Source organism: Streptosporangium sp. NPDC000563 (genome assembly GCF_040299985.1).
Taxonomy (GTDB): Bacteria; Actinomycetota; Actinomycetes; order Streptosporangiales; family Streptosporangiaceae; genus Streptosporangium.
Window position 1 is genome coordinate 1 of sequence record NZ_JBEPDA010000026.1, and the last position, 21,485, is coordinate 21,485.

Genomic DNA, 21,485 nt, shown 5'->3' on the forward strand with positions numbered 1-21,485 from the left:
CCAGGTCGATGAAGCCTGACACGTCCAGGGTCCGCGGATCGAGGATGATGTTAGGCAGGCACAGGTCCCCGTGGCAGACGACCGTGTCGGCGGCCTCCTGCTCCCGTCGCCGTGGCACCTGCCGGGTGAGGCGGTCCAGTAGCTCCCCAGGGGGCGTGTGCTGCTGCTCGACGGGGAGAAACTCCGGGTTGACGGCGTCACGGGCCACGACGCCGCGCGCCACGGCGACCATAGCGTCCAGGTCCCGGCGAAACGGGCACTGCGGAACCGGCACCTCGTGCAGTCGGCGGACCGCGTCCGCGATGCGTTCCCAGGCGACCCGTAGCTTCTCAGCGGGCACCTGATCAGCAGATATGCCGGAAACGGCACTGGTCATCAGGCAGGCGCCCACGTCACCGGAGTGCCAGTCGAGCACCCGGGGACCAGGTACACCCTGATCGTTCAGCCATGCGACCCGGTCACGCTCGGCCTTCAGGTCGGCTGCATCCGCAGCAGGCACGCACTTGGCATATCGGGTGGCGTCCGCGTTGCGAAAGACAGCGGCTCCCGACTCGCCCGCGGTGACAGGCAACCAGTCGCCACTACCCACGCTGAGCAGCACCGGCGATATGGCCTGAGGTCCGGAATGATCACTCATGGAGACCACTTTAGCTAGCTCGGCATATCGGCCCGGGACCGCAGAACTTCTGCCTTTACCACGTACCCGGCGTGCAGCAAAGCGAGATCCGAACGAAACGACCTAGTGCTGTGACCACATGCGTTCACCGGGTTGGGTGATCACGCGGCGAGTGGGAAAGGGCGTCCGCCGAAGCGGATGCCCTTTTCGCTGCGGATCCGGGCGCGTTCGCGGCGCTGGGCGGCCAGGGGGCGCTCCCCTTCTTACAGGGCCTTTGACGCCGGGCTTCGACCCCGCCCGTTTCCAGACGAAACCGCCGGCCTGCTACCGGGCCTCCTGGCAGCTACCCGGACCGGCCTTTCAGCGGCGAGCGACGACGAGCTTACGAAGACCAAGACGAGCCGCTACGTCACGGCTTCACCTCCTGTTCTGCTGGGCGCACGAAATGGACTCAATGAGATGTGTGCGATCACCGAGATTCTCGAATACCACGTCGATGTCGCGATGTCTGAACACCTGCCGACCCCGGCCCACATGGTCGCGCTCGATCTGGAACACCCCATCCGGTCTTCGCCTTGTTCGCGACGCTGACGGCATCCCGGTGAGGAAGGAAACGGTTCAGCGTGAAACGACTTCTGAAATTTAGACTTGATGTATGTCATCAGATCAGGGTCAGCGGACGCTTGACCGGCTCATGGTTTTCCTCGGGGCGATCGGAACGCTGACCGCCATCATCGCGGCTACAACCACCGATAGAACGAGTTTCATGATCGCACTTCTGCTGATCGCGGCTGCCGCGATCTCAATGCGATTGGTCTACATCTGGCGAGCCAGAACAACAGACGGTGGCATCCGATATCCACATTTACGCGGAGGCCTCGCCCTCGCCGTCACTTTCTTGCTCCTGATGTGCCTGGACGGCTTGACGACGCCACCAAGCCGAGATTACTTCCTCCACACGATCCTCGGCTACCCCGACATCCGCCGGGATGTCCTGATCACCAACGTAAGCATCGCCCGGTCCGACACCGCCTACCGGGTAGAGGCCACTCTTTTCAACCGCGCCAACAAGAAGCTGATGGCCAACCGAATGGAACTCATTCTACAGGCGAAGAAAGACAATCCCAGTCCTCGTCCTTCGTTCGGGAGCCTCAACGGCTGCAACAACGGCAGCCTCTGTTCCGCCGGTGGAGATCCTGCCTATGCGTTGATCGAAGAAATGAAAGTCGGCCTGGGCGGCGTCGGGACCGCCGCCATCCGGGGAGCAGTGGCCGTGGTAGACGAGGCCGGCAAGCCAGACGATTTTGTCAGAGAAGTCGAAGGAACAGCCGTCTGCAACAAGGGGCCGATTCTGACTTTGAAGCTGCCGGCCGATGTCCCGCTGGAGCCGGGAAGCTTCTCGCGCACAACGATTCGGATTCCCAAAAAATTCGCCATCGACTCTGGGCCCGAAGTCCTAGGAGCGGAGGACTTCATGGGCGTCGCACTGACGGTGCTCGACGAACCTGCGGCCACCCGCTCATACGCCGGACTGGCCGAATATACGGTCACAGTTTTCGTGGGCCCGGATTCGATCCCCATTCGCCGGACCACGGCCTTCCGGGTCGAGGGAGCGACGACGAACCCTTGGGGATGGTGACATTCGTCCGGGATCTCGGCTGGCGCGTCACCACGTTGAACCGGATCTGATGACTCACATCCAACCCGCCCGAGCCTGACCACCGCGAGCAGCGACCCGGTGAACCTTTCCGGTCACAGCACTAAGGGCGGTTCTGCTCGATGACCCAGGTGGCCACCTGGGTGCGGGAGGAGAAGCCGAGCTTGCCCAGGATGTTGGCGACGTGCCTGGCGGCGGTGGCGGGGCTGATCACCAGCTCGTCGGCGATGGCCTTGTTGCTCATCCCCCTCGCGATCAGCTCGGCGATCTCCCATTCGCGGCAGGTGAGCGTGGTCAGCGGGGCCGCGACCGGATGCTTGCCGAGCAGCAGGGGCGCCTCGGACGGCTCGTCGAACTGCAGCGCGTAGCGGACCGCCTGTTCCTGGGACATCTCCTGGCCGTGCGCCCACAGCTGGGCGACGAGCGCGTCACCGAGGCGCGCGCGGGCGGGCTGGAGCAGTTCCTCCATCCGCGCCCCGAACCCGGGTGGCAGTACGGCGCCGCTCATCGCGCTCCTGATCGCGGCGGAGGCCCCGGCCAGGCGCACCGCCCGGCGGTCGTCCTCCTCGGCGAGCGCGAGTTGTGCGAGCGTCTCGATGCGGCGGGCCACGCCAAGCCGCTGTCCGGTCCCGATGCAGAGCCTCAGGCTCTCGATCAGCCTGACCCGCGCGGTGGGGAGGTCTCCCTGGGCCAGCGCGATCCGGCCGAGCCCCGACAGGCAGGTGATCGCCTGCCAGTGGGCGGTGATGTCCTGGAGCATGTCGAGGGCGCGCTCGTAGCGGACGCGTGCCTCCACGAGGTCGCCGCGGAGCCAGGCGACCTGGGCGAGGCCGATGAGGGCGACCGGCGCGGCCCAGTGGTTGTCGAGTTCGTGGGCGATGGCGAGCGCGGCCTCGAAGGATCGCTGTGACTCCTTCGCCCTGCCCTCGGACAGCGCGAACGTGCCCTCCATGGAACGGATGACCGTCTCGTGCCAGGGGTCGTCGACCGTGCGTACGGCTTCCAGCGCCTCGTCGAGCAGGGACCTGACCCTCTCGGGGCGCCGCTGGTAGATGGCCACCCAGGCGAGGATGGCGAGCGCGCCGCTGAGCGGCCCGTACAGGCCCGCCTCGCGGCACAGGCCGACCGCGGCGGTGCAGGCGATCTGCGCGGTGTCGGGGTCGCCCTGCCCGAAGGCCACCTGCCCGCGCAGCGCGAGGGCGTCGCCGCGCACGCACGGCGTCAGCTCCTCGGGTGCGGCGTCGAGCAGGCGGTCGAGCCACTTGTCGGCCGGGGTGAACCTCCCTCCGGCGATGATCGGCCAGCGCAGCAGGACGAGGAGGCGCAGCGCGCTCTCCGGGTCGCCCGCGGACTCGACCGACCAGCGCACCGCCGCCCACACATTGGCCTGGAGTTCGTCCAGCATGACGAGCATCGGGCAGATCTCCGGCCAGGTCGGGCGGGGGCGCCGGACGATCGTCCGGTGGATCCTGGCGGCGACCTCGATCATGTGGTCGCGGTGCAGCCGCCGGAACTCGGGCTCCTCGCCCGAGGCGTCGAGCTGTTCGACGGCGTACTCGCGGATCGTCTCCAGCATGCGGTAACGCGTCTCGCCGGCCACCTGGGCGTCGGCCAGGACCAGCGACTTGTCGACCAGGTCGCAGAGCACCCCCAGGACGTCCTCGGCCCACAGCGCGTTGCCCGCGCAGACCTGCTCGGCCATGTCGAGCGTCCACCCGCCGGTGAAGACCGCCAGCCGGCGCAGCAGGATCCGCTCGGGCTCGTTGAGCTGCTGGTAGCTCCAGTCGACGGTGGCCCTGAGCGTCTGCTGCCTGGCCGGGGCCGTCCGGTCGCCCGCGGACAGCAGCCGGAACCTGTCCCTGATCCTGGCGTTGATCTGTTCCACGGTCAGCACCCTGCACAGGGCCGCGGCGAGCTCGATCGCGAGCGGCATCCCGTCGAGCGCCTCGCAGAGCCCGACGATGTCGGCCGCGTTCTGCTCGGTGACGGAGAAGGCCCGCGAGGCGGCGGTGGCGCGGTCGGCGAAGAGGCGCACCGCCTCGCTGGTGTTGAGGAGGAGGTGCACCGCCTCGCCGGTGCCGAGGTCGTGGTCGCCCCCCCTGGGCAGGGTGAGCGGTGGCACCCGCCACACGGTCTCCCCCGCCACCCTGAGCGGCTCGCGGCTGGTCGTGATCACGCGCACGTCGGGACAGACGGTGAGCACGGCGCGGCAGAACCTCGCTGCCTCCTCGATGAGCGACTCGCAGTTGTCCATGACGAGCAGCAGCCGCCGGTCGCCGAGCGCGTCGATCAGGGTGTCGGCCAGCGCACGGGACGGCTCGGCCTTCACCCCGAGCACGGCGGCCACCCGGGGTTCGATCTGGTCGCCGCGCACCGCGTCGGCCAGCTCGACCAGCCAGACGCCGCCGGGGAAATCCTCCGCCACCTGACGCGCGACCCGGACCGCGAGCCTGCTCTTGCCGATGCCGCCCGCACCGCAGAGCGTCACCACCCGGGCGACACCCAGCAGGTCGATGAGCTCTTCCACGTCGGCTTCACGCCCCACGAAACCGTTGGGTTCGAGGGGGAGGTTGCCTCCGGTGAGGGAGGCGTGTGCGGTGTCCTGGGTCATCGGCTCTTAACGAGGTCGCGGATAGAACCGTCACAGAAAGTGTGACATCAATTACCGAACCATGCCCAACTCTTAGCACCTTTTCTCGCCTGCGACTCCTCCTTCCTCGAAGGGAAGGGCTTCTCGTCAAGCCGCCCGCGTGGATCGTCCCGCCCGGCCTTGGCCGCCCCCGGCCATCCGATGGCCATCACCGACGCGTCGACTCACACTGCTCCCATGACAGACTCCCCTGCCGACCAAGCTCCCGAGATCGGCGAGATCAGCGTCTCCGGCTGGTACGCCCACACCGACAAGATGGCGAAGGTCGGCTTCCTCACCATCGCTCGCAGGCTTCCCGCGCTGGTGTCGCAGGCCGTCAGACTGGCGTGGCTGGCCGACCCCCGTGACACCGTCGTCGCGATCACCCTGAGCCTGCTGGGCGGGATCTTCACCGCGTTCGGGCTGTTCGCCACGACGGGGGTGCTGTCGGCGCTGTTCGAGGCGGGACCGACCCCCGAGCGGGTGCGGGCCGCCCTGCCCAGCCTGATCCTGGTGGGGGTGGCCGCGACCCTGCGTACCCTCACGCAGGCGGGCGCGGGCTGGGCACAGTCGCGACTGGAACCCCAGGTCGGCCGGATCGCCGAGGAACGTCTGTACGGGCTGACCAGCCGGGTCGGCCTCGCGTCCTTCGACGACCCCGAATTCCACGACGCGCTCCAGCGGGCCAGGGGGCGTGGGGTCGACGTCGCGGACGAGGTGGTGAGCACCGCGATCAACACGCTGACCGCGCTCATCGGCATCGTCGCCGCGGCGAGCGTGCTGGGGGTGCTGCACCCGGTCCTGCTGCCGCTGCTGGTGCTCGCCGTGCTCCCCGACGCGTGGGCGGCGGTCCGCGCGGCGCGCATGCGCTACACGACGATGTACGCCCTGATCCCGGCCAGGCGCCGTAAATGGATCATCGCGGAGCTGCTGGCCGATCGTGAGCCGGCCGCGGAGGTGCGCTCGTTCACCATGCGCGGCTTCCTGATGCGGATGTACGACGCGGTGGCGACGGCCGAGCAGAACGTGATGCTCGGACTGGCACGGCGCCAGGCCCTCGCGCGGGTGGTGGGCGAGGCGCTGGGCGGCGTCGGCACGGCCGTGGTCTACGTCGCCCTGGGCGTGCTGCTCGCGATGGGCGCGGTCCCCCTCGCGGTCGCGGGCACCGCGGTGCTCGCGATCCGTTCCGGCCAGACCTACCTCGCCAACCTGATGCACGCCACGAACCGCCTCTACGAGGAGGGCCTGTACTTCACCGACTTCCTCGACTTCTGCGTCGAGACCGAGAGCGGGCTGCCCACCGGACGCCCGGCGCGGGCGCCGGAGGATTTCGAGCGGATCACCGCCGAGGACGTCGTCTTCACCTACCCGGGAGCCACGGAGCCCGCGCTCCGAGGGCTCACGGTCACCATCGGCAGGGGGGAGGTGATCGCCCTCGTCGGGGAGAACGGTTCCGGCAAGACCACCCTGGCCAAGATCCTGTCGGGGCTGTACGAACCGGACAGCGGCCGGGTCAGCTGGGACGGCACGAACCTGGCGGACGTCGACCCCGACGAGCTGCGCACTCGCATCGCGGTCATCGCCCAGGACCACACGCGCTGGCCGCTGACCGCCCGGTACAACATCAGCATGGGCACCGACAAGGGAGAGCCGGCGCTCGTCGCGGCGGCCGAGGTCGCGGGCGCCGACCGGGTGGTGGCCGAGCTGCCGCACGGCTACGGCACCCTGCTCGACCGGCGCTTCAAGGACGGCCAGGAGCTGTCGGGCGGCCAGTGGCAGCGGATCGCGATAGCCCGGGGGTTCCACCGGGACGCCCCGTTGCTGATCTGCGACGAGCCCACCGCCGCCCTGGACGCCCGCGCCGAGCACGCCCTGTTCGAACGCATCCGGCGGCACGCCGACGGGCGCACCGTGCTGCTCATCACCCACCGGCTGGCGAGCGTCCGCTACGCCGACCGGATCTACGTCCTCGACCACGGCGAGGTCGTCGAGCACGGCACCCATGAGGAGCTCATGGATCTGGACGGCCTCTACGCCGACCTCTACGGCCTCCAGGCGAGGGCCTACTCGGCCTGACCGCCGAGGAACGCCTCGATCACGCCCTTCGCGATCGAGGCCGCCCGCCGGTCGGGGCCGCCGCCCTCGACCAGCACTCCGACGGCGATCCGCGGGGAGACCGTGGGGGCGAAGCCGCTGAAGACGGCGTGGTCCTCCCCTGCGGGGACGTTCTCCTCCGTACCGGTCCTCCCCGCACCCTTCGTCCTCCGGAAGGCCGCGGCGGCACCGGTTCTCTCCTTGCCGGTGGTGGCGATCATCATCTCGGTGAGCCGTTCCGCCTCCTCGGCGCCGACCGCGCGGCGGTACGGCGAGGGCTCGGTCACGTCGATCACCGTGCCGTCGGCGAGGCGGACCTCGTCCACGAGATGGGGACGCATCAGCGAGCCGTCGTTGGCCACCGCCGCCGCGATCATCGCGATCATGAGCGGGGTCGCCCGGACGTCGGACCGTCCTAGGGCCGACATCGCGGTCCGCGCGTCGTCCAGTTCGGCGGGATAGACGCTTCTGGTCACCGGCATGGGCACCTCCAGGTCGTCGGTGTCGAACCCGAAGGCCTCCGCGCGCTCGCGCAGCGCGTCCTGGCCGAGGTCGATCCCGATCTTCGCGAAGGGGGTGTCGCAGGAGAGCCTGAACGCCTGGAGCAGCGGAAGGTCGACGTCGCCGCAGGCGGCGCGGCCGTCGCGCAGGTGGGTGCCGGTGCCGGGGAGGTGGAAGGAGGGCGGGGTGCCGACGTGGGTGCCGAGGTCGTAGCGTCCCGAGCCGAGCGCCGCCGCACTGGTGATGACCTTGAAGGCCGATCCCAGCGGGTAGGTCCGCTGGATCGCCCGGTTCAGCAGCGGGTCCGCGGGGTCGCCCCGCAGCCGCTTGTCCGTCATGTCGAGGATGGCCGCGTCGAAGCTCGCGTAGAGGTTCGGGTCGTAGGAGGGCAGCGAGACCATGGCGAGGATCGCGCCGGTGCGAGGATCGATCGCGACGACGGCGCCGGGCCTTCCCGTGGCGCGCAGCCCGTCGTACGCGGCCCGCTGGGCAGCGCCGTCGACGGTGAGCCTGAGTGTGGCGCCGTCGCGGGTGCCCTCGACCAGCCCGTGCACCTTCACCCTGGGGTCCTTGCCCGACAGCAGTGCCTCCTCGGCCTGCTCGACGCCGCCGGTGCCGCGGAGCGAGAAGTGCCCGGTGATCGTGGCGTAGAGCGGACCCCCGGGATAGACCCTTCGGTACCGGTAGGCGGCCTTCCCCGCCTTGCGGCTGGTGGCGACGACCGTGCCGTCGCGGAGCAGGATCCCGCCCCGGGGGTTCTCCATGCGCGCGATCATCGTCCGCCGGTTGCGCGGGTCCTCGTTGAGCCGTTCGGAGTCCAGCGCCTGGAGGTAGGTCACATTGGCGAGAAGGGCGAACATCATCCCCCCGCACATCAGAGCGACGTGACGCAGCGGAATGTTGATCCGGCGTGCCCGCGGTGCGATCATTACCCCTCCCCGGACACCCGACCTCGATACCGGTTTAACAGCCGGACCGAAAAGGGCACCTCGGCGGGGGGCAAAGCCGTCGTACGACTTCTGAACGGCCATATACCTCAGGGGTCACGCCGATACGAACCGCGCGGCAGCCCCCTTCCCCACCGACCTGGACACGCGGCCGCCGACGGGGCGGATCGACGCGGGCCGCGCGGTTCTCGGGGAGGGCGGATCGACGCGGGCCGCACGATCCCCCGCCCACCACCAACGCGGGCCGCACGATCCCCCGCCCACCACCGGCACGGGCCGCACGGCCTATCGCCCACCGTCGGCGTGGGCCGCGCGGCCCCCGACCTCCCGCCAGGGCGGGCCCCGCGGTTTCTAGTCGGCCACCGAGCGGTAGTACGCGATCTTGTTCCGGATCGCCCGCTGCCGCTCGCGCAGGTTCTCGACCTGCTCCTGCACCCGCCGGTCGTGGGCTTCGAGCAGCGCGATCCGGTCGTGGACCGTGTGGTCGCCCTCCCTGATCATCTCCGCGAAGCGGATCATCTCCGCGACCGGCATGCCGGTGTCGCGCAGGCAGCGGACCATGCCGAGCCAGCCGACGTCCTTCTCGGTGAACCTGCGCTGCCCGGCCGCGTTGCGGTCGATCGACTCAAGCAACCCGATCCGCTCGTAGTAGCGGAGCGTGTCGAGGCTGAAGCCGGTCTCCTCCACCACCTGTCTCGGTGTGTACACACTCACACTCGTGGCCCCCATCGAATAACCGCCTAACCGAAAAGTCGCCCCTGCCGACCTGTCGCCACCGACGAATCGGCACAACCAAAAACGGCCCCGATCCGGTGTGCCCACACCGGCTCAGAGCCCGGTCATATCCACCTGCAGAGAGTCCAGGGGATAAACCACGCATAACCCTACCTATGCCCTCCCGGCCCTCACAAACAGTTTTTCTCCATCATTTCCCGGCCGTCCACTTGCCCTGGAGTTCACTCCAGCATTCAAGGTGGTGCCCATGACTCACATCCCCCTCGCTCTGGGCACCATCCCCTTCGGCACGACGGTCGACGACAAGACCGTCTTCGCGATCCTCGACCGGTTCGTCGACGCCGGAGGCGCCCTGCTGGACACCGCGAACAACTACCCGTTCTGGAACGAGGGCGCCACCGGCGACGAGAGCGAACTCGCCATCGGCCGCTGGCTGGCCGCCCGGGGCAACCGCGACCGGATCCTGCTGAGCACCAAGTGCGGCGGGCGGCCGACCGTCCCCGGTGACCGGACCCTGGACTCCGCCGAGGGCCTGTCCGCCCCGGTGATCGCCGCCGCCGCCGAGGGCAGCCTGCGCCGGCTGGGCACCGACCACGTCGACGTGTACTGGGCACACCTCGAAGACCGTTCCGTTCCCCTGGAGGAGACCCTGGGCGCCTTCGCCGAGCTCGCCCAGGCGGGCAAGGTCCGCGAGATCGGCGCGAGCAACGTACCGGCCTGGCGCCTGGAGCGCGCCCGCGCCGTCTCGCGGGCGAACGGCTGGCCGCCCTACACGAACGTGCAGCTCCGCCACACCTACCTGCGTCCCCGGCCCGGGGTGCCGCTGCGGGAGGGGGGCCACGTCCTGGCCCAGGACGACATGCTCGACTATCTGCGCTCGGAGTCCGACCTCACCCTGTGGGCGTACAACACGCTCATGTTCGGCGCCTACACCCGCGAGGACCGCCCGATCCAGGACATCTATGATCACCCGGGCACCACGCGCGGGCTCGCCGTGCTGCGGGAGATCGCGGGTGAGCTGAACGCGACCGTCAACCAGGTGGTGCTGGCCTGGCTGATCGGCGGTGACGTGCGGACGATCCCGATCGTCGGCGTGACCTCCATCGCCCAGCTGGAGGAGGCCCTGGGCGCCCTGGACCTCAAGCTCGACGACGAGCACCGCGCCCGTCTGGAAGCCGCCCGCTGACGGCACCCACCGCGGCCTCGTCGGATTCCCCGGCGACGCTCACCGACGACGGCCGGTTTCGCCGGCCGGCCCCGCTGACGGGCCGGCGGAACCGGCCGTCGTCCGCAGGGGAAGGGCGGTCAGTCCTGGGGCAGGTGCGCCGACAGGTAGCGGCGGACCAGGTGCTTGCACTCGACGATCAGGTCGGGATCCCCGTCGGGCAGGGAGCGGAAGGCGAGCTTGAGCACCGCGTCGGCGGCCTCCACCGCGACGAAGAGCACCCGGTCCAGCTCGGGTCCGATCGGGGCACCGACCACCTCGACGATGATCGTACGGAGCCGGTCGGCCACGATGGCGTTGTTCTCCAGCGCGGCGTCGAGCATGCGATTGGTCCCCTTGACGGCGGGACCGCCGGGGGTGGCGAGCACCTCCCCGAAGTCGACGACCCCGAAGCCCGGCGTGGACCGCTTCATCGCGACGAACTCGTCGATCGCGAGGTCGACCATCTCCGTCCACTCCGACAGCCGCACCTCGGAGAGCCTGGCCGTGACCCGGCCGAGGAACGCCTCCAGGTTGCGCAGCGCCAGCGCGCGCACGAGTCCTTGTTTGTCGGGGAAGAACTGGTAGAAGGTGCCGATGGGCACCTCCGCGCGGCGCGCGACCTCCTTGGTGGTCAGTGCCTCGTAGCCGACCTCGTCCAGCAGTCGCGCGCACTCGTCCAGCATGCGCTCCACCCGTTCCAGGCTGCGGCGCTGGGCGGGCCGACGGCGAAGCGTTCCCCCGGAGACGTTCGTCATCTCCCCATCATCCCCCACGGACAGACCGAGGGATTAACATGAGCCAGACTCGCGCTATCTGGAGGTCGGGATGTTTCTGTGGGGTACGGCGACCGCGTCCTACCAGATCGAGGGCGGTGTCGCCGAGGACGGACGAGGTGTCTCGATCTGGGACACCTTCTCCCACGAGCCCGGCCGCGTCCGCGACGGCGACACCGGCGACGTGACCTGCGACCACTACCACCGCTGGCCGGAGGACATCGGGCTGATGTCCGATCTCGGGGTGAACTCCTACCGCTTCTCCATCGCCTGGCCGCGCGTCCAGCCGGACGGCAAGGGCGCGATCAACCGGGCGGGCCTCGACTTCTACGACCGGCTCGTCGACGCGCTCCACGAGAAGGACATCGTCCCCGCGGCCACGCTCTTCCACTGGGACCTGCCCCAGCCCCTGGAGGACGAGGGCGGCTGGCTGAACCGCGACACCGCCTACCGTTTCGCCGAGTACGCCGCGGCCGTGGCCGACAGGCTCGCCGACCGGGTCCCCCTGTGGATCACCCTGAACGAGCCCTTCATCCACATGGTCTTCGGCTACGCCCTGGGCACCCACGCCCCCGGCAGGACCCTCGTCCTGGACGCGCTGCCCGCCGTCCACCACCAGTTGCTCGGGCACGGCCTGGCCGTGCGGGAGCTGCGGGCGCGCGGCGCGGAGAAGGTTCTGATCACCAACAACTGCACCCCGGTCTGGCCCGCCTCCCCCGACCCCGCCGACCTCGCCGCCGCCGACGCCTACGACACCCTGCACAACCGCCTGTTCAACGACCCCGTACTCCTCGGCGCCTATCCCGACCTGTCCGCGTACGGGGTGAGCCTCGACTGTGTGCGCGACGGCGACCTGGACCTGATCGGCACGCCCCTCGACGGCATCGGTATCAACTACTACAACCCCACTCGGATCGGCGCGCCCACCGGTGAGGGTCTCCCCTTCGAGGACGTGGGCGTCACCGGCCACCCCACCACCGCCTTCGGCTGGCCCGTCGTCCCCGACGGCCTGCGCGAACTGCTCTGCGGCCTCAAGGCCCGGTACGGTGACGCGCTCCCGCCGGTCTACGTCACCGAGAACGGCTGTTCCCAGCCCGACGAGCCCGGCCCCGGCGGGACCGTGGACGACCAGGACAGGATCGCCTTCCTCGACGGCCACATCGAGGCCCTCGGGCGGGCGCGGGCCGAGGGGGTGGACGTGCGCGGCTACTACGTCTGGTCCCTGCTGGACAACTTCGAGTGGGCCGAGGGCTTCAGCCAGCGCTTCGGGCTCGTGCACGTCGACTTCCCCACCGGTACGCGCACCCCGAAGGCCTCCTACCACTGGCTGCGCGACCGCATCTCGCGCGGCGCGCCCTCCCCGTCGTGACGCGCGGCGCGGGCGGCCCCCTCACCGCACCCGGCCGCGCCGCCCACACCGACCTCCTCGGCCCTCCTCGGCGCCCGTGAGGCGCCGGGGCGCCCTTTCACGAGCCGCCCCCGGTGTGCCGCGCCGCAGGAAAACCCGTTGCAACGAAACGAGACGGGTCGTACCGTCTAGGGCCATGTGCCTGTACTTCGCCTGCCAGACGGCCGGCTACGTGATCCGTCCCCGCCACAGCCGGCCTTCGGCCCGCTAGGGGACCGCGTTCACCTGATTTTTCCGTTCTGCACGCGTCCCCTGAGCGCGCCCAGGGCCTCCGAGACCTTCCTTCACCTCGGACCCGAAAGGGCGAAAAGCTGTGGCGCACTCCTTCGCGCACGGAAACCATTCACACACCCAGAGAAAGGTCAAGAACGGCGGTGGCCGCAGTGACCGCGACCGCGCCAGACGCACCCTCTCGCAGAACTTCCTCGTCGATCCGCACGCCGTGCGGCGGATGGCCGAGGCGGCGGGATCGCACGAACTGGTCCTGGAGCCCGGCGCGGGCGAGGGTGCCCTCACCCTCGCCCTCGCCGGGAGCTGCGCCAGGGTGGTGGCGTACGAGATCGACCCGCTGCACGCGGGCAAACTCGCCGCCCGTACCCGCGACGACGACCGGATCGAGGTGGTCAGGGGCGACTTCCTGACCGCCAGGGTCCCGCGCGAGCCGTTCGCGGTCGCCGGGAACATCCCGTACTCGATCACCTCGAAGATCGTCGACTGGTGCCTGCGCGCACCGGCGCTCACCTCGGCGACCCTGCTCACCCAGCTGGAGTACGCGCGCAAGCGTTCCGGCGACTTCGGCCGCTGGAGCAAGCTGACCGTGCTGACCTGGCCCGGCCACTCCTGGGAGCTGCTCGGCCACGTCGGCCGCGCGAGTTTCCGGCCGGTGCCCGCCGTCGACTCCGCGATCCTGCGGATCGAGTCGCGTCCCGTCCCGCTGCTGCCCGGCGGCCGGGACACGGCCTGGCGGGAGTTCGTCGAGTACGGCTTCACCGGGCTGGGCGGTTCGCTACACGCCTCGCTGCGGATGCGGTACGCGTCCCACCGGGTCGACGCCGCGTTCGCGGAGGCGCGGGTCGACCGCGACACCGTGGTGGCGTTCGTCCATCCCGACCGGTGGCTCACGCTCTTCGAGCTGCTGCACCGATGACACCCGGGAACCTCCGGGTCCGGCCCGCCCCGTCGGCCGACCCGGGGGTTCCCGCCCGTACGGGGCGCTCCTTCCGGCGGGTCCTACGGGAGGCCCGCGTTCGAGTGGCGGGCGAGAGACAGCCCTTCGAGCGGTTCCTACCCCTCGGGGGTGTACGGGCGGTCGCGCCGGGCGTCGTGCAGGATCGAGCCCCACCAGAGAAGCTGGTCGAGCATCGCCTTCGCGTTCGCGTCGTGCCTCTCGGGCTCCTTGAGGTCGCCGTCGGGGCCGAACAGCTCGAAGTACCGGGGGAAGCTGACGTAGTCGCGGACCGTGTGGGCGTGCAACTCGCCGAAGACCTGCCGCAGCTGCTCTATCGCGAGGAGGCCGCCGCTCCCCCCGCTGTAGCCGACGAAGCCGACCGCCTTCGCCTCCCACTCGGTGTAGTGCCAGTCGATCGCGGCCTTCAGCGAGGCCGGGAAGCTGCGGTTGTAGTCCGGCGTCACCACGACGATCGCGTCGGCCGCGTCGATCCGCCGGGTGAGGTCCGCCATCTCGGCGGGACGGGCCATGTCGGGTTCGAGCATCGGCGGCAGAGGCGGCAGTTCCAGCGGCAGGGGCGTGTCCGCCAGATCGACGAGGTCCACCGCGAACCGGCCGTGCCGCTCGGCCCGCTCGACGAACCAGTTCGCGACCACGGGGCCGAACCGTTCCTGCCGCACGCTACCGATGATCACCGCGAGGTTGAGGGTCTCACTGGGCATGGCTGTGCTCCCTGCTGGAGATACGGGTTCATGGGTGACCGGAGGGGTCACGTCCCCCAACCTGCCGGGCGGCGCGGAGACCAGGAAGACCGGGCCGAGACTGGTAGTGGCGGGGCCACGACCACGGCGGCCACGGCCTGTTACGTTCGAAACGTGAGCGACAACGAGCTGGGCATGTTCCTGCGCATCCGCCGTGAAGCCGTCACCCCCGCCGAGGTGGGTCTGCCCACCGGACCCCGCCGCCGCACGCCGGGCCTGCGCAGGGCCGAGCTCGCCACGCTCGCCGGAGTCAGCGTCGAATACCTCACCCGGCTCGAACAGGGACGAGACCGCCGCCCGTCCACCCCCGTACTCTCCGCGCTCGCCACCGCGCTACGGCTGACCACGAGCGAACGCGTCCACCTGCACCGGCTCTCCAAGTCGACCGACGGCGGCTTCACCTGCATGGACGCGCCGACGCCGGCCCGCGCGGTCCGCCCCACCGTACGGGCACTGCTCGACCGGCTGGAACCCGCCCCCGCCCTGCTGCTCAACCGGCTGAGCGAGATCCTCGCCTGGACGACGGGGTACGACCGGCTGGCGCGGCCGGTCGGCCTGCTGGACGGCGATCCGCCGAACCTCGCCCGCTTCGTGTTCACCGACAGCCGGGCTCGGACCGCCTACCCCGACTGGGAGCGTGTCGCCGACGAACAGGTCGCCGCGCTCAAGCAGGGACCGTTCAGGGCGGACTGGCACATCGCCGCGCTCACCGACGAGCTCGCCGTCACCGCCGGGGCGGATTTCGCCGGGCGGGTGGACACCCTGCCCGGCCTCCCGAAGTCCAGCGGCGTCACGCGGCTGGTCCACCCCGACGCCGGTGAGCTGCGCCTGGCGTACGAAACCCTCGAACTACCCGTCGACGACGACCAGCGCCTCATCGTCCATCTCCCCGCCGACGACGCCACCGCCGCCGCACTCGACCGCCTCACCGGCCGCCGACCGGGCGCGCTGCGCGCGGTGTCCGGCTGACGCGGGACACGTCGCCGCTGGGGAAGCGGTGCGTCCACTCGGGTCGTACGGATCATCCGGCACGGGACACGTCGCCCGCCGGGGCGGCGGACCATACCCGCGTACGGTCACGATCGGGTCCGTACCAGCGTGGCTCCCCCCACTCTGCGTCACAACCGGCATAATCGAGACGATCAGCCTGGTCAGGGCGCACGCGCGATGCTCCCATCCGGTTCGTACCGCCGGGCGGATCCCCTCCACCGACACCCACGTCACGCCACGTGACGACCGTACAGCGACCCGGGCGTCAGACAGGAGGAAGCGCATGCGTCTCGCCATCCGGATCGGAGTGGCCACCACTCTCATGGCCGCCCCGAGCGCCCCGGCCGAGCCGGTCGCCCCGCCCACTCCCGCGGCCGCCGCCAGGCCGGTCGCCCCGCCCACTCCCGCGCCGGCCGCCAGGGCCGACGTCAAGGCCCTCCCCACCCCGATCGTCGCGGCCAACGCCGCCCCCACCCCCGCACCCGTCGCCACGAACGGCGTCAGAGCCGTCCCCACCCCGGTCGCCACGGCCGGCGCCAAGGCCGCACCCACCCCGACTCCCACGCTCACCCCCACCCCCCTCGCCACGGCAACTCCCAGTGCCACCCCCAGTGCCACCGCCAGCGCCACCGCCAGCGCCACCGCGACCGTGAACGCCACTTCGACCGCGACCGCGACCATCAAGAGCAAGACCAAGAGCACGGTCTGGCTGCCTCCCTTCGGCGGCAGGAACACCATCCCCCCGTGGCTGAAAAAGGTCCCTTCGCTCCGCGTCGTCCCCACGTGGCCCCGCCAGGCCAGCAGCGTCCGGATATTCGTGCACTGCCCCCCGAACTCGAACCACGCGATCATCGGCTCCGGCGCGTTCAACCTCAAGGGGTCGAGGCGCATCTACCGGGAGGTGGGGCTGGGACTCTCCAACCGAGGGCTGGGGCACCGCGGCGCGACCATCTCCCGCTTCGTCCTGCCGGGATACCACGGGGCGTGCCTGACGTGCGTGAAGGTCACGATGAACAAGCAGACCGGCATCAGGCGGATCAAGGTGCTCGGCCGGGCCTCCGCCCCCCTCTACGTACGAAGGTTCAGCATCTGGCAGTTCTTCAACGCCTCGACCACCTGCGTCAAACGCGACCGTTGCTGACCCCTCGCAGCACCGCCCTGCGAACTGTCAGGGCTCGCCGGGCGGTTCCGCGAGCGTTCGGCGACGACACCGGGGAGGCGACCCGACGGTGGCGGGACGGCGACTCAGCGGGCTTTCTCGGGTGACATGTCCGACGAGCGGATGGCCGCGAAGATTCTCGACAGGCGCGAATCCGTCCGGATAGCCTGCGCACCCCCGAGGAAATGAGCGGAGTCTTCGTGAGCGTTGATTCGACCCGGCTGACACTCACCGAGAGGGCGGGCTTGAGCTGCGGCCCAGAGGTGATGCGCGAGGCGCTGTACACGCAGCGCAGGAGCCTCGCCGGTCGCCTCGCCGAGTTGACGCCGTCCGACTGGGCGGCTCCGACGCACTGCACGGAGTGGTCCGTTCACGACGTCGTCCGCCACATCGTCGATGTGGCGGAGTATCACGTCGCCGAGCTCACCGGCCAGTCGGGGTACACCCGCTTCAACGGGCTCGGATCGTTCGATCCCGCCTCGACTCCCGACCTGTGGCTCCAGGACTCCGCGGGCCGGTCCCCCGAGCAGACGGTCGAGGCGCTCCTGAGAGTGACGGAGGACGAGTACGACAGCCTCGGTGCCCGGATCGAGAAGGGCGACGCCTCCCTGGAGCGCAACGTCGCGGGTCGCGAGACCCTGTGGTCGGTGCGGTCCCTGCACGTGCTGTGGGACACCTGGCTCCACGAGCGCGACCTGTCGCGGACCCTGCGGACGGACGGCCCGCCGGACGTCACCGTCCAGCGCCTCGCCGCCCTGTACGGCCTGCTGTTCGCCGGAGGTGTCGCCGCGCTGATCGGTGACCTCCCACAGGTGTCCTTCCAGCTCGTGGGCAGCCCCGACGGCGTGTACGAGATCTCGGGGCGTCAGGACGACGTCAGGGTGACCGCCACGAGCGCCTCGCCCCCTGACCTCGACGGACCGTTCGAGGCGGTGATGGGGAGCCTCTCCGGGCGCGGCCCCTCTCTCGCCGAGATCGTCGGGGTCTCGAACGCCGCCGTCGAGGGCCTTTCCAAGCTGTCCACCGTTATGAGGCCCAAGGATCCCGAAGGCACGTGATCCCGAGCGTGCCCGGGCCGAGGTGAGAGACGCCGGTTCGCCGAGCGCGTCCAGGGCCGGGTGAGGAGCGCCGGTTCGCCGAGCGTGCCCCGGCCGGGGGAAGGCGCGGGTTCGCCGAGCGGATCCGCGCGCCGTCGCGGTGCTCCCGGGCGTCGTGGAAGATCACAGAAGATCACGGAAATCATCGGCCGATCCAGGTCTTTTGTGACTCCGGACACAGGATTTCACCTCACCGAAACCTACGGCGGTATCGCGTCTGGGTAGAGTCCCGCCATCCTCGACAATGTTGATCCCTTCATCGGCACAGCGGCCACCGACCTGCCTCGGGCACACGGTCTGGCCGCTACCTGGTGGTGGCCGAAACCGCAGGTGGGCAACACCCATCCGGGCGCCACGTCACCGCTGGGCATGGTGTCGGCCTGCGCCTACTCCGGCGCGTACCCGACGGGCTACGGCAGATACACCAAGAACACCGAGGGCGTCCCCGAGGAGATGTTCGAGCGGCTGCAGGCGTCCGGGTTCACCCACTTCCAGCAGTCGGGCACCGGCGCGATCCGCAAGTACTACAACTACGTCCGGGTCACCCCGATGGTGCAGCCACTGGACGCGCTGGGCGAGGCCTGGCCGCTGCACGACGAGGTGGCGGAGGCGGGCTACTACGCGGCCACCCTCGACACCGGGATCCGCTGCGAGCTCACCGTCGGCACCAAGGTCGCCGTGCACCGATACACGTTCCCCGGGCACAGCAGCGCCCGCGTGGTGGTCGACCTGTCCTGCGGCGGCCTCGCCATCGAGCACGGCCGCACCGTGCCGTTGCGTGCGCAGGTGGAGAGCATGGGCCACGGCCGGGCCCAGGGCACGGTGGCGATGGAGGGCGTCCCGCTCTCGGTGTACCTGGACGTCGACGCTCCCGGCTGGCGGCAGATGCTCTGGTACGACCGGCGGCTCATCGACGGCGGCACCCGCCTGGACTTCGACAGCATCCGGCACACCACGTTGCGTCCCTTCGGCATGCTCTTCATGGGTCCCACCGAGCCCGGGCAGACGATCGAGGTGCGGCTCGGGTTCTCGCTGCGCGGGTGCGACCAGGCGCGGGAGAACCTGGAGCGCGAGTGCGGGACCCGGCCGGCGTTCGACGTGGTGCGGTCCAAGACCAGGGTCCGCTGGGGCGACCATCTCGACCGCGTCCAGGTCGAGGGCGGCACGCCGGCCCGCCGCACCGTGTTCGCGACGGCGCTCTACCACTCGCTGATCAAGCCGTGCTTCGCCGACGACGAGAGCCCGTTCTGGCCGACCTCCGGACCGTTCGCGTTCGACGTGTGCACCATGTGGGACATCTACAAGACGCAGTTGCCGCTGCTCGCGGCCATCGTCCCCGACCGGGCCGCGCATCTGCTGGAGTCGCTGATCCGGGTCTGCGAGGAGGAGGGCAACTTCCCCATCGGCTACCGGATGGCTCGCGGCGCCGACCGGTTCTACCGTCAGGCGAGCGCGCTCGCGCACACCGCGCTGGCCGACGCCCACGCTCTCGGCCGGGCGGGCCTGGACTGGAACTGGGCGCTCGTGCACATGGTCGACGACCTGCGTCGCCTGTACGGCGAGGAGTTCTTCGAGCACGGGGTGGTGCACCCGATCACCCACACCCTCGACCTCGCCTACGGCCACCACTGCACGGCGCAGGTCGCCCGGGCGATGAACGACCGGCGCCTCGCCGACGACCTCGACGCCCGCAGCCGCCGGTGGGTGAACGCCTTCGACCCGAGTACGGGACTGCTGCGCGACTCGGAGTTCTACGAGGGCGGCAAGTGGAACTACTCGTTCCGGCTGCTACACGACATGGCCGCGAGGATCGCCCTGGCGGGCGGCGACCGGGCCTTCATCGGCATGCTGGACAGGTTCTTCGGCTTCGACGCCGCACCGGTGACGCAGCCGGGGCTGCGCCCCCAGGCTGCGGAGATGGCGGCCGGATACGCCCTGAACCGGTTCGAGGGGCTGAACAACGAGCCCGACATGGAAGCGCCGTGGGCGTATCACTACGCGGGACGGCCCGACCGTACGGCCGAGGTGGTCCAGGCGGCGCTGACCTGGCAGTTCGGCACCGGCTCCGGCGGGCTGCCCGGCAACGACGACTCCGGCGGCCTGAGTTCCTGGTACGTCTGGGCGTCGCTGGGACTGTTCCCGATCGCCGGCCAGAACCTGTTCCTGATCAACGCGCCCGCGTTCTCCGGGGCGGTGCTCAAGGCCGGCGGCAACGAGTTCGTCATCGAGACCAGCGGGCACCGCGAGACGCCGATCGGTGTCGACGGCGTCGACCGTGACCCGCCGGCGCAGTACGTCCAGTCGGCGACCCTCAACGGCGAACCCATGAACGCGACGCATCTGAGCGCCGCCACCGTGCATCGGGGCGGCGTGTTGCACCTGCGGCTGGGCCCGGAACCGTCCGGGTGGGGGCGGGAGGTCCGCCCCCCGTCTCTTTCAGATCCGCCCGCCAGAACGAAGGAAGCACGATGACCAACCCCCGCCGCCGTCTCGTCATCGTTGTCAGGGCCGACCCGGTCATCTGCGGCCATTCCGGCGAGGCCCGTAACCTCGCCGAGGTGGCACTGACCCGCGGGTTCGACGACGTACGCCTGCTGACCTGGCCGATCCCCGCGCTGCAGGCGGCCGGGCTGCCGCTCAAGCCGCTCGACCGGCTGCTGCCGTACAGCGCCGGGATCACCGTGGAGCGTCCCGAGGCGGTCGGCGACTACCGGGTGCCCGACGGGCGCCACCAGGCGGGACTCACCGGGCGCCTCGTCGAACTGCTCGCCGAACCGGTGCCCACGACCTGCCTGTCCATGTATCTCGTGCCGCACACCTCGGTGGTCATGGACGCGGTCGTCTCCGCGCGCGCCGCCGGATTCGCGCCCGACGTGCACACCGTCGCGAAGGCGGTCGGCTCCGACGTGACCAACGTGATCCGGTCGTGCCTGCGGGAGGGCCGGTTCGGCGCGGCGACCGTGCTGTTCACCACGTTCCTCGCCAACGACGAGGTCGTCGCGGTCTCCGAGTACACCCGGGAGGAGATCGTCGCCTCGGCCGAGCAGGTGGACGCGCACTGCGGCACCACGTTCGCCGAGCAGTGCCGGCGTCGCGTGACCGTCAGTTATCCGCCGATCGACTCCGCCGCCTTCCTCGACCCGGATCCGGCCGACGTGGACGCCGCGCTCGCGAAACGCGGTCTGGAGCGCGACGGATACATCCTGTTCCTGTCCCGGGTGACCCAGGCGAAGGGCATCCACGACCTGATGGCCGCCTACCGCCGGATGCGCTGCCGGTCGCGGGTGAAGCTGGTCGTCGCCGGCACCGGGCCCGCGCTGGAGGAGATCCGGGCGCTGGCCAAGGACGACGACCGGGTGACGATCCTCACCGATGTGGACGACAACGAGAAGCCACTGCTCATGCGCGGCTGCGCGGCCTACGTCCTGCCCACCAAGCCCGAGCCCGACTTCGTCGAGACCTTCGGCATCGCCCTCGCCGAGAAGATGCTGGCCGGAGGCGGACCGATCGTCACGACCAGGACGGGCGGGACCCTGGAGGCGGTCGGCGACACCGCCGTCATCGTCGAGCCCAGGGACATCGGCGGCCTCGCCGCGGCCGTGGACCGGGTGGTCCTGGAGATGTCCGCCGCCGAGCGCCAGGAGCTGGAACAGCGCGCCCGCACCCGCGCGATGACGTTCGACCGGGCCGCGGTGTTCGACAACCTGTTCCCCCAGAAAGCTCTCACCGTCGGCGCCCTCTGA

The 21,485-nt window shown here is 70.3% G+C and carries 16 protein-coding genes; 10 read left to right on the forward strand and 6 right to left on the reverse strand.

Translation table 11 applies throughout. From position 1 onward, the window contains the following. Nucleotides 1–637 (reverse strand): phosphotransferase (locus ABT352_RS34870; RefSeq protein ID WP_350949285.1); only part of this gene is annotated, 637 nt, incomplete at its 3' end. Nucleotides 638–1,271: 634 nt separating this feature from the next. Between ABT352_RS34870 and ABT352_RS34875 the strand changes: the two genes are divergently transcribed. Next, nucleotides 1,272–2,255, forward strand: coding sequence for a hypothetical protein (locus tag ABT352_RS34875; RefSeq protein WP_350949286.1), 984 nt, complete (start codon nt 1,272–1,274; stop codon nt 2,253–2,255). A gap of 121 nt (nt 2,256–2,376) precedes the next feature. Here ABT352_RS34875 and ABT352_RS34880 read toward each other — a convergent pair whose 3' ends face one another. Next, complete coding sequence (locus ABT352_RS34880) at nt 2,377–4,884, reverse strand: ATP-binding protein (protein WP_350949287.1); 2,508 nt, start codon at nt 4,882–4,884, stop codon at nt 2,377–2,379. Nucleotides 4,885–5,100: 216 nt separating this feature from the next. Here ABT352_RS34880 and ABT352_RS34885 point away from each other — a divergent pair, with 216 nt between their 5' ends. Continuing rightward, nucleotides 5,101–6,978: an ABC transporter ATP-binding protein gene (locus ABT352_RS34885; RefSeq protein ID WP_350949288.1), complete on the forward strand. Its 1,878-nt coding sequence runs from the start codon at nt 5,101–5,103 to the stop codon at nt 6,976–6,978. Here ABT352_RS34885 and ABT352_RS34890 read toward each other — a convergent pair. Both ABT352_RS34890 and ABT352_RS34895 read right to left on the reverse strand, forming a co-directional pair. Continuing rightward, nucleotides 6,966–8,426, reverse strand: a complete 1,461-nt coding sequence (locus tag ABT352_RS34890; protein WP_350949289.1) for a penicillin-binding transpeptidase domain-containing protein — start codon at nt 8,424–8,426, stop codon at nt 6,966–6,968. The two genes, ABT352_RS34885 and ABT352_RS34890, sit on opposite strands and share 13 nt — an antisense overlap. Before the next feature lie 369 nt (nt 8,427–8,795). Further along, nucleotides 8,796–9,158: a MerR family transcriptional regulator gene (locus tag ABT352_RS34895; RefSeq protein WP_350949290.1), complete on the reverse strand. Its 363-nt coding sequence runs from the start codon at nt 9,156–9,158 to the stop codon at nt 8,796–8,798. Nucleotides 9,159–9,426: 268 nt separating this feature from the next. Here ABT352_RS34895 and ABT352_RS34900 point away from each other — a divergent pair, with 268 nt between their 5' ends. Continuing rightward, nucleotides 9,427–10,365 (forward strand): aldo/keto reductase, encoded by a 939-nt coding sequence (locus ABT352_RS34900; protein WP_350949291.1) that lies wholly within the window; start codon nt 9,427–9,429, stop codon nt 10,363–10,365. Nucleotides 10,366–10,484: 119 nt separating this feature from the next. On the opposite strand, the gene ABT352_RS34905 is transcribed toward ABT352_RS34900, so the two are convergent. After that, the gene (locus tag ABT352_RS34905) at nt 10,485–11,141 is read right to left on the reverse strand and encodes a TetR/AcrR family transcriptional regulator (RefSeq protein ID WP_350949292.1); all 657 of its coding nucleotides are present in this window, start codon (nt 11,139–11,141) and stop codon (nt 10,485–10,487) included. A gap of 70 nt (nt 11,142–11,211) precedes the next feature. On the opposite strand from ABT352_RS34905, the gene ABT352_RS34910 reads away from it, so the two are divergent. Then, nucleotides 11,212–12,528: a GH1 family beta-glucosidase gene (locus ABT352_RS34910; RefSeq protein WP_350949293.1), complete on the forward strand. Its 1,317-nt coding sequence runs from the start codon at nt 11,212–11,214 to the stop codon at nt 12,526–12,528. A gap of 352 nt (nt 12,529–12,880) precedes the next feature. Beyond that, on the forward strand, nt 12,881–13,714 hold the full coding sequence (gene erm, locus ABT352_RS34915) for an ErmE/ErmH/ErmO/ErmR family 23S rRNA (adenine(2058)-N(6))-methyltransferase (RefSeq protein WP_350949294.1): 834 nt from the start codon (nt 12,881–12,883) through the stop codon (nt 13,712–13,714). Nucleotides 13,715–13,851: 137 nt separating this feature from the next. On the opposite strand, the gene ABT352_RS34920 is transcribed toward erm, so the two are convergent. Beyond that, nucleotides 13,852–14,457, reverse strand: coding sequence for an NADPH-dependent FMN reductase (locus ABT352_RS34920; RefSeq protein WP_350949295.1), 606 nt, complete (start codon nt 14,455–14,457; stop codon nt 13,852–13,854). Between the two features lie 153 nt (nt 14,458–14,610). On the opposite strand from ABT352_RS34920, the gene ABT352_RS34925 reads away from it, so the two are divergent. The 5 genes from ABT352_RS34925 (at nt 14,611) to ABT352_RS34945 (ending at nt 21,485) form a co-directional block, all read left to right on the forward strand. Next, nucleotides 14,611–15,465 carry a helix-turn-helix domain-containing protein gene (locus ABT352_RS34925; protein WP_350949296.1) on the forward strand — a complete coding sequence of 285 codons (855 nt, stop codon included), beginning with the start codon at nt 14,611–14,613 and terminating at the stop codon, nt 15,463–15,465. A 304-nt stretch (nt 15,466–15,769) separates the two neighbouring features. Further along, nucleotides 15,770–16,627, forward strand: a complete 858-nt coding sequence (locus tag ABT352_RS34930) for a hypothetical protein (protein WP_350949297.1) — start codon at nt 15,770–15,772, stop codon at nt 16,625–16,627. A gap of 218 nt (nt 16,628–16,845) precedes the next feature. Further along, nucleotides 16,846–17,703, forward strand: a complete 858-nt coding sequence (locus tag ABT352_RS34935; protein WP_350949298.1) for a maleylpyruvate isomerase family mycothiol-dependent enzyme — start codon at nt 16,846–16,848, stop codon at nt 17,701–17,703. Nucleotides 17,704–18,000: 297 nt separating this feature from the next. Continuing rightward, nucleotides 18,001–20,214 carry a glycoside hydrolase domain-containing protein gene (locus ABT352_RS34940; protein ID WP_350949371.1) on the forward strand — a complete coding sequence of 738 codons (2,214 nt, stop codon included), beginning with the start codon at nt 18,001–18,003 and terminating at the stop codon, nt 20,212–20,214. Continuing rightward, nucleotides 20,211–21,485, forward strand: a complete 1,275-nt coding sequence (locus ABT352_RS34945; RefSeq protein ID WP_350949299.1) for a glycosyltransferase — start codon at nt 20,211–20,213, stop codon at nt 21,483–21,485. Before ABT352_RS34940 ends, ABT352_RS34945 begins: the two co-directional genes overlap by 4 nt.

Coding starts and splice junctions, on each gene's coding strand:
- ABT352_RS34945 (WP_350949299.1), top strand. CDS start 20,211: ATGACCAACCCCCGCCGCCGTCTCGTCATCGTTGTCAGGGCCGACCCG.
- ABT352_RS34930 (WP_350949297.1), top strand. CDS start 15,770: ATGCGTCTCGCCATCCGGATCGGAGTGGCCACCACTCTCATGGCCGCC.
- ABT352_RS34875 (WP_350949286.1), top strand. CDS start 1,272: ATGTCATCAGATCAGGGTCAGCGGACGCTTGACCGGCTCATGGTTTTC.
- ABT352_RS34910 (WP_350949293.1), top strand. CDS start 11,212: ATGTTTCTGTGGGGTACGGCGACCGCGTCCTACCAGATCGAGGGCGGT.
- ABT352_RS34880 (WP_350949287.1), bottom strand. CDS start 4,884: ATGACCCAGGACACCGCACACGCCTCCCTCACCGGAGGCAACCTCCCC.
- ABT352_RS34885 (WP_350949288.1), top strand. CDS start 5,101: ATGACAGACTCCCCTGCCGACCAAGCTCCCGAGATCGGCGAGATCAGC.
- ABT352_RS34900 (WP_350949291.1), top strand. CDS start 9,427: ATGACTCACATCCCCCTCGCTCTGGGCACCATCCCCTTCGGCACGACG.
- ABT352_RS34890 (WP_350949289.1), bottom strand. CDS start 8,426: ATGATCGCACCGCGGGCACGCCGGATCAACATTCCGCTGCGTCACGTC.
- ABT352_RS34905 (WP_350949292.1), bottom strand. CDS start 11,141: ATGACGAACGTCTCCGGGGGAACGCTTCGCCGTCGGCCCGCCCAGCGC.
- ABT352_RS34920 (WP_350949295.1), bottom strand. CDS start 14,457: ATGCCCAGTGAGACCCTCAACCTCGCGGTGATCATCGGTAGCGTGCGG.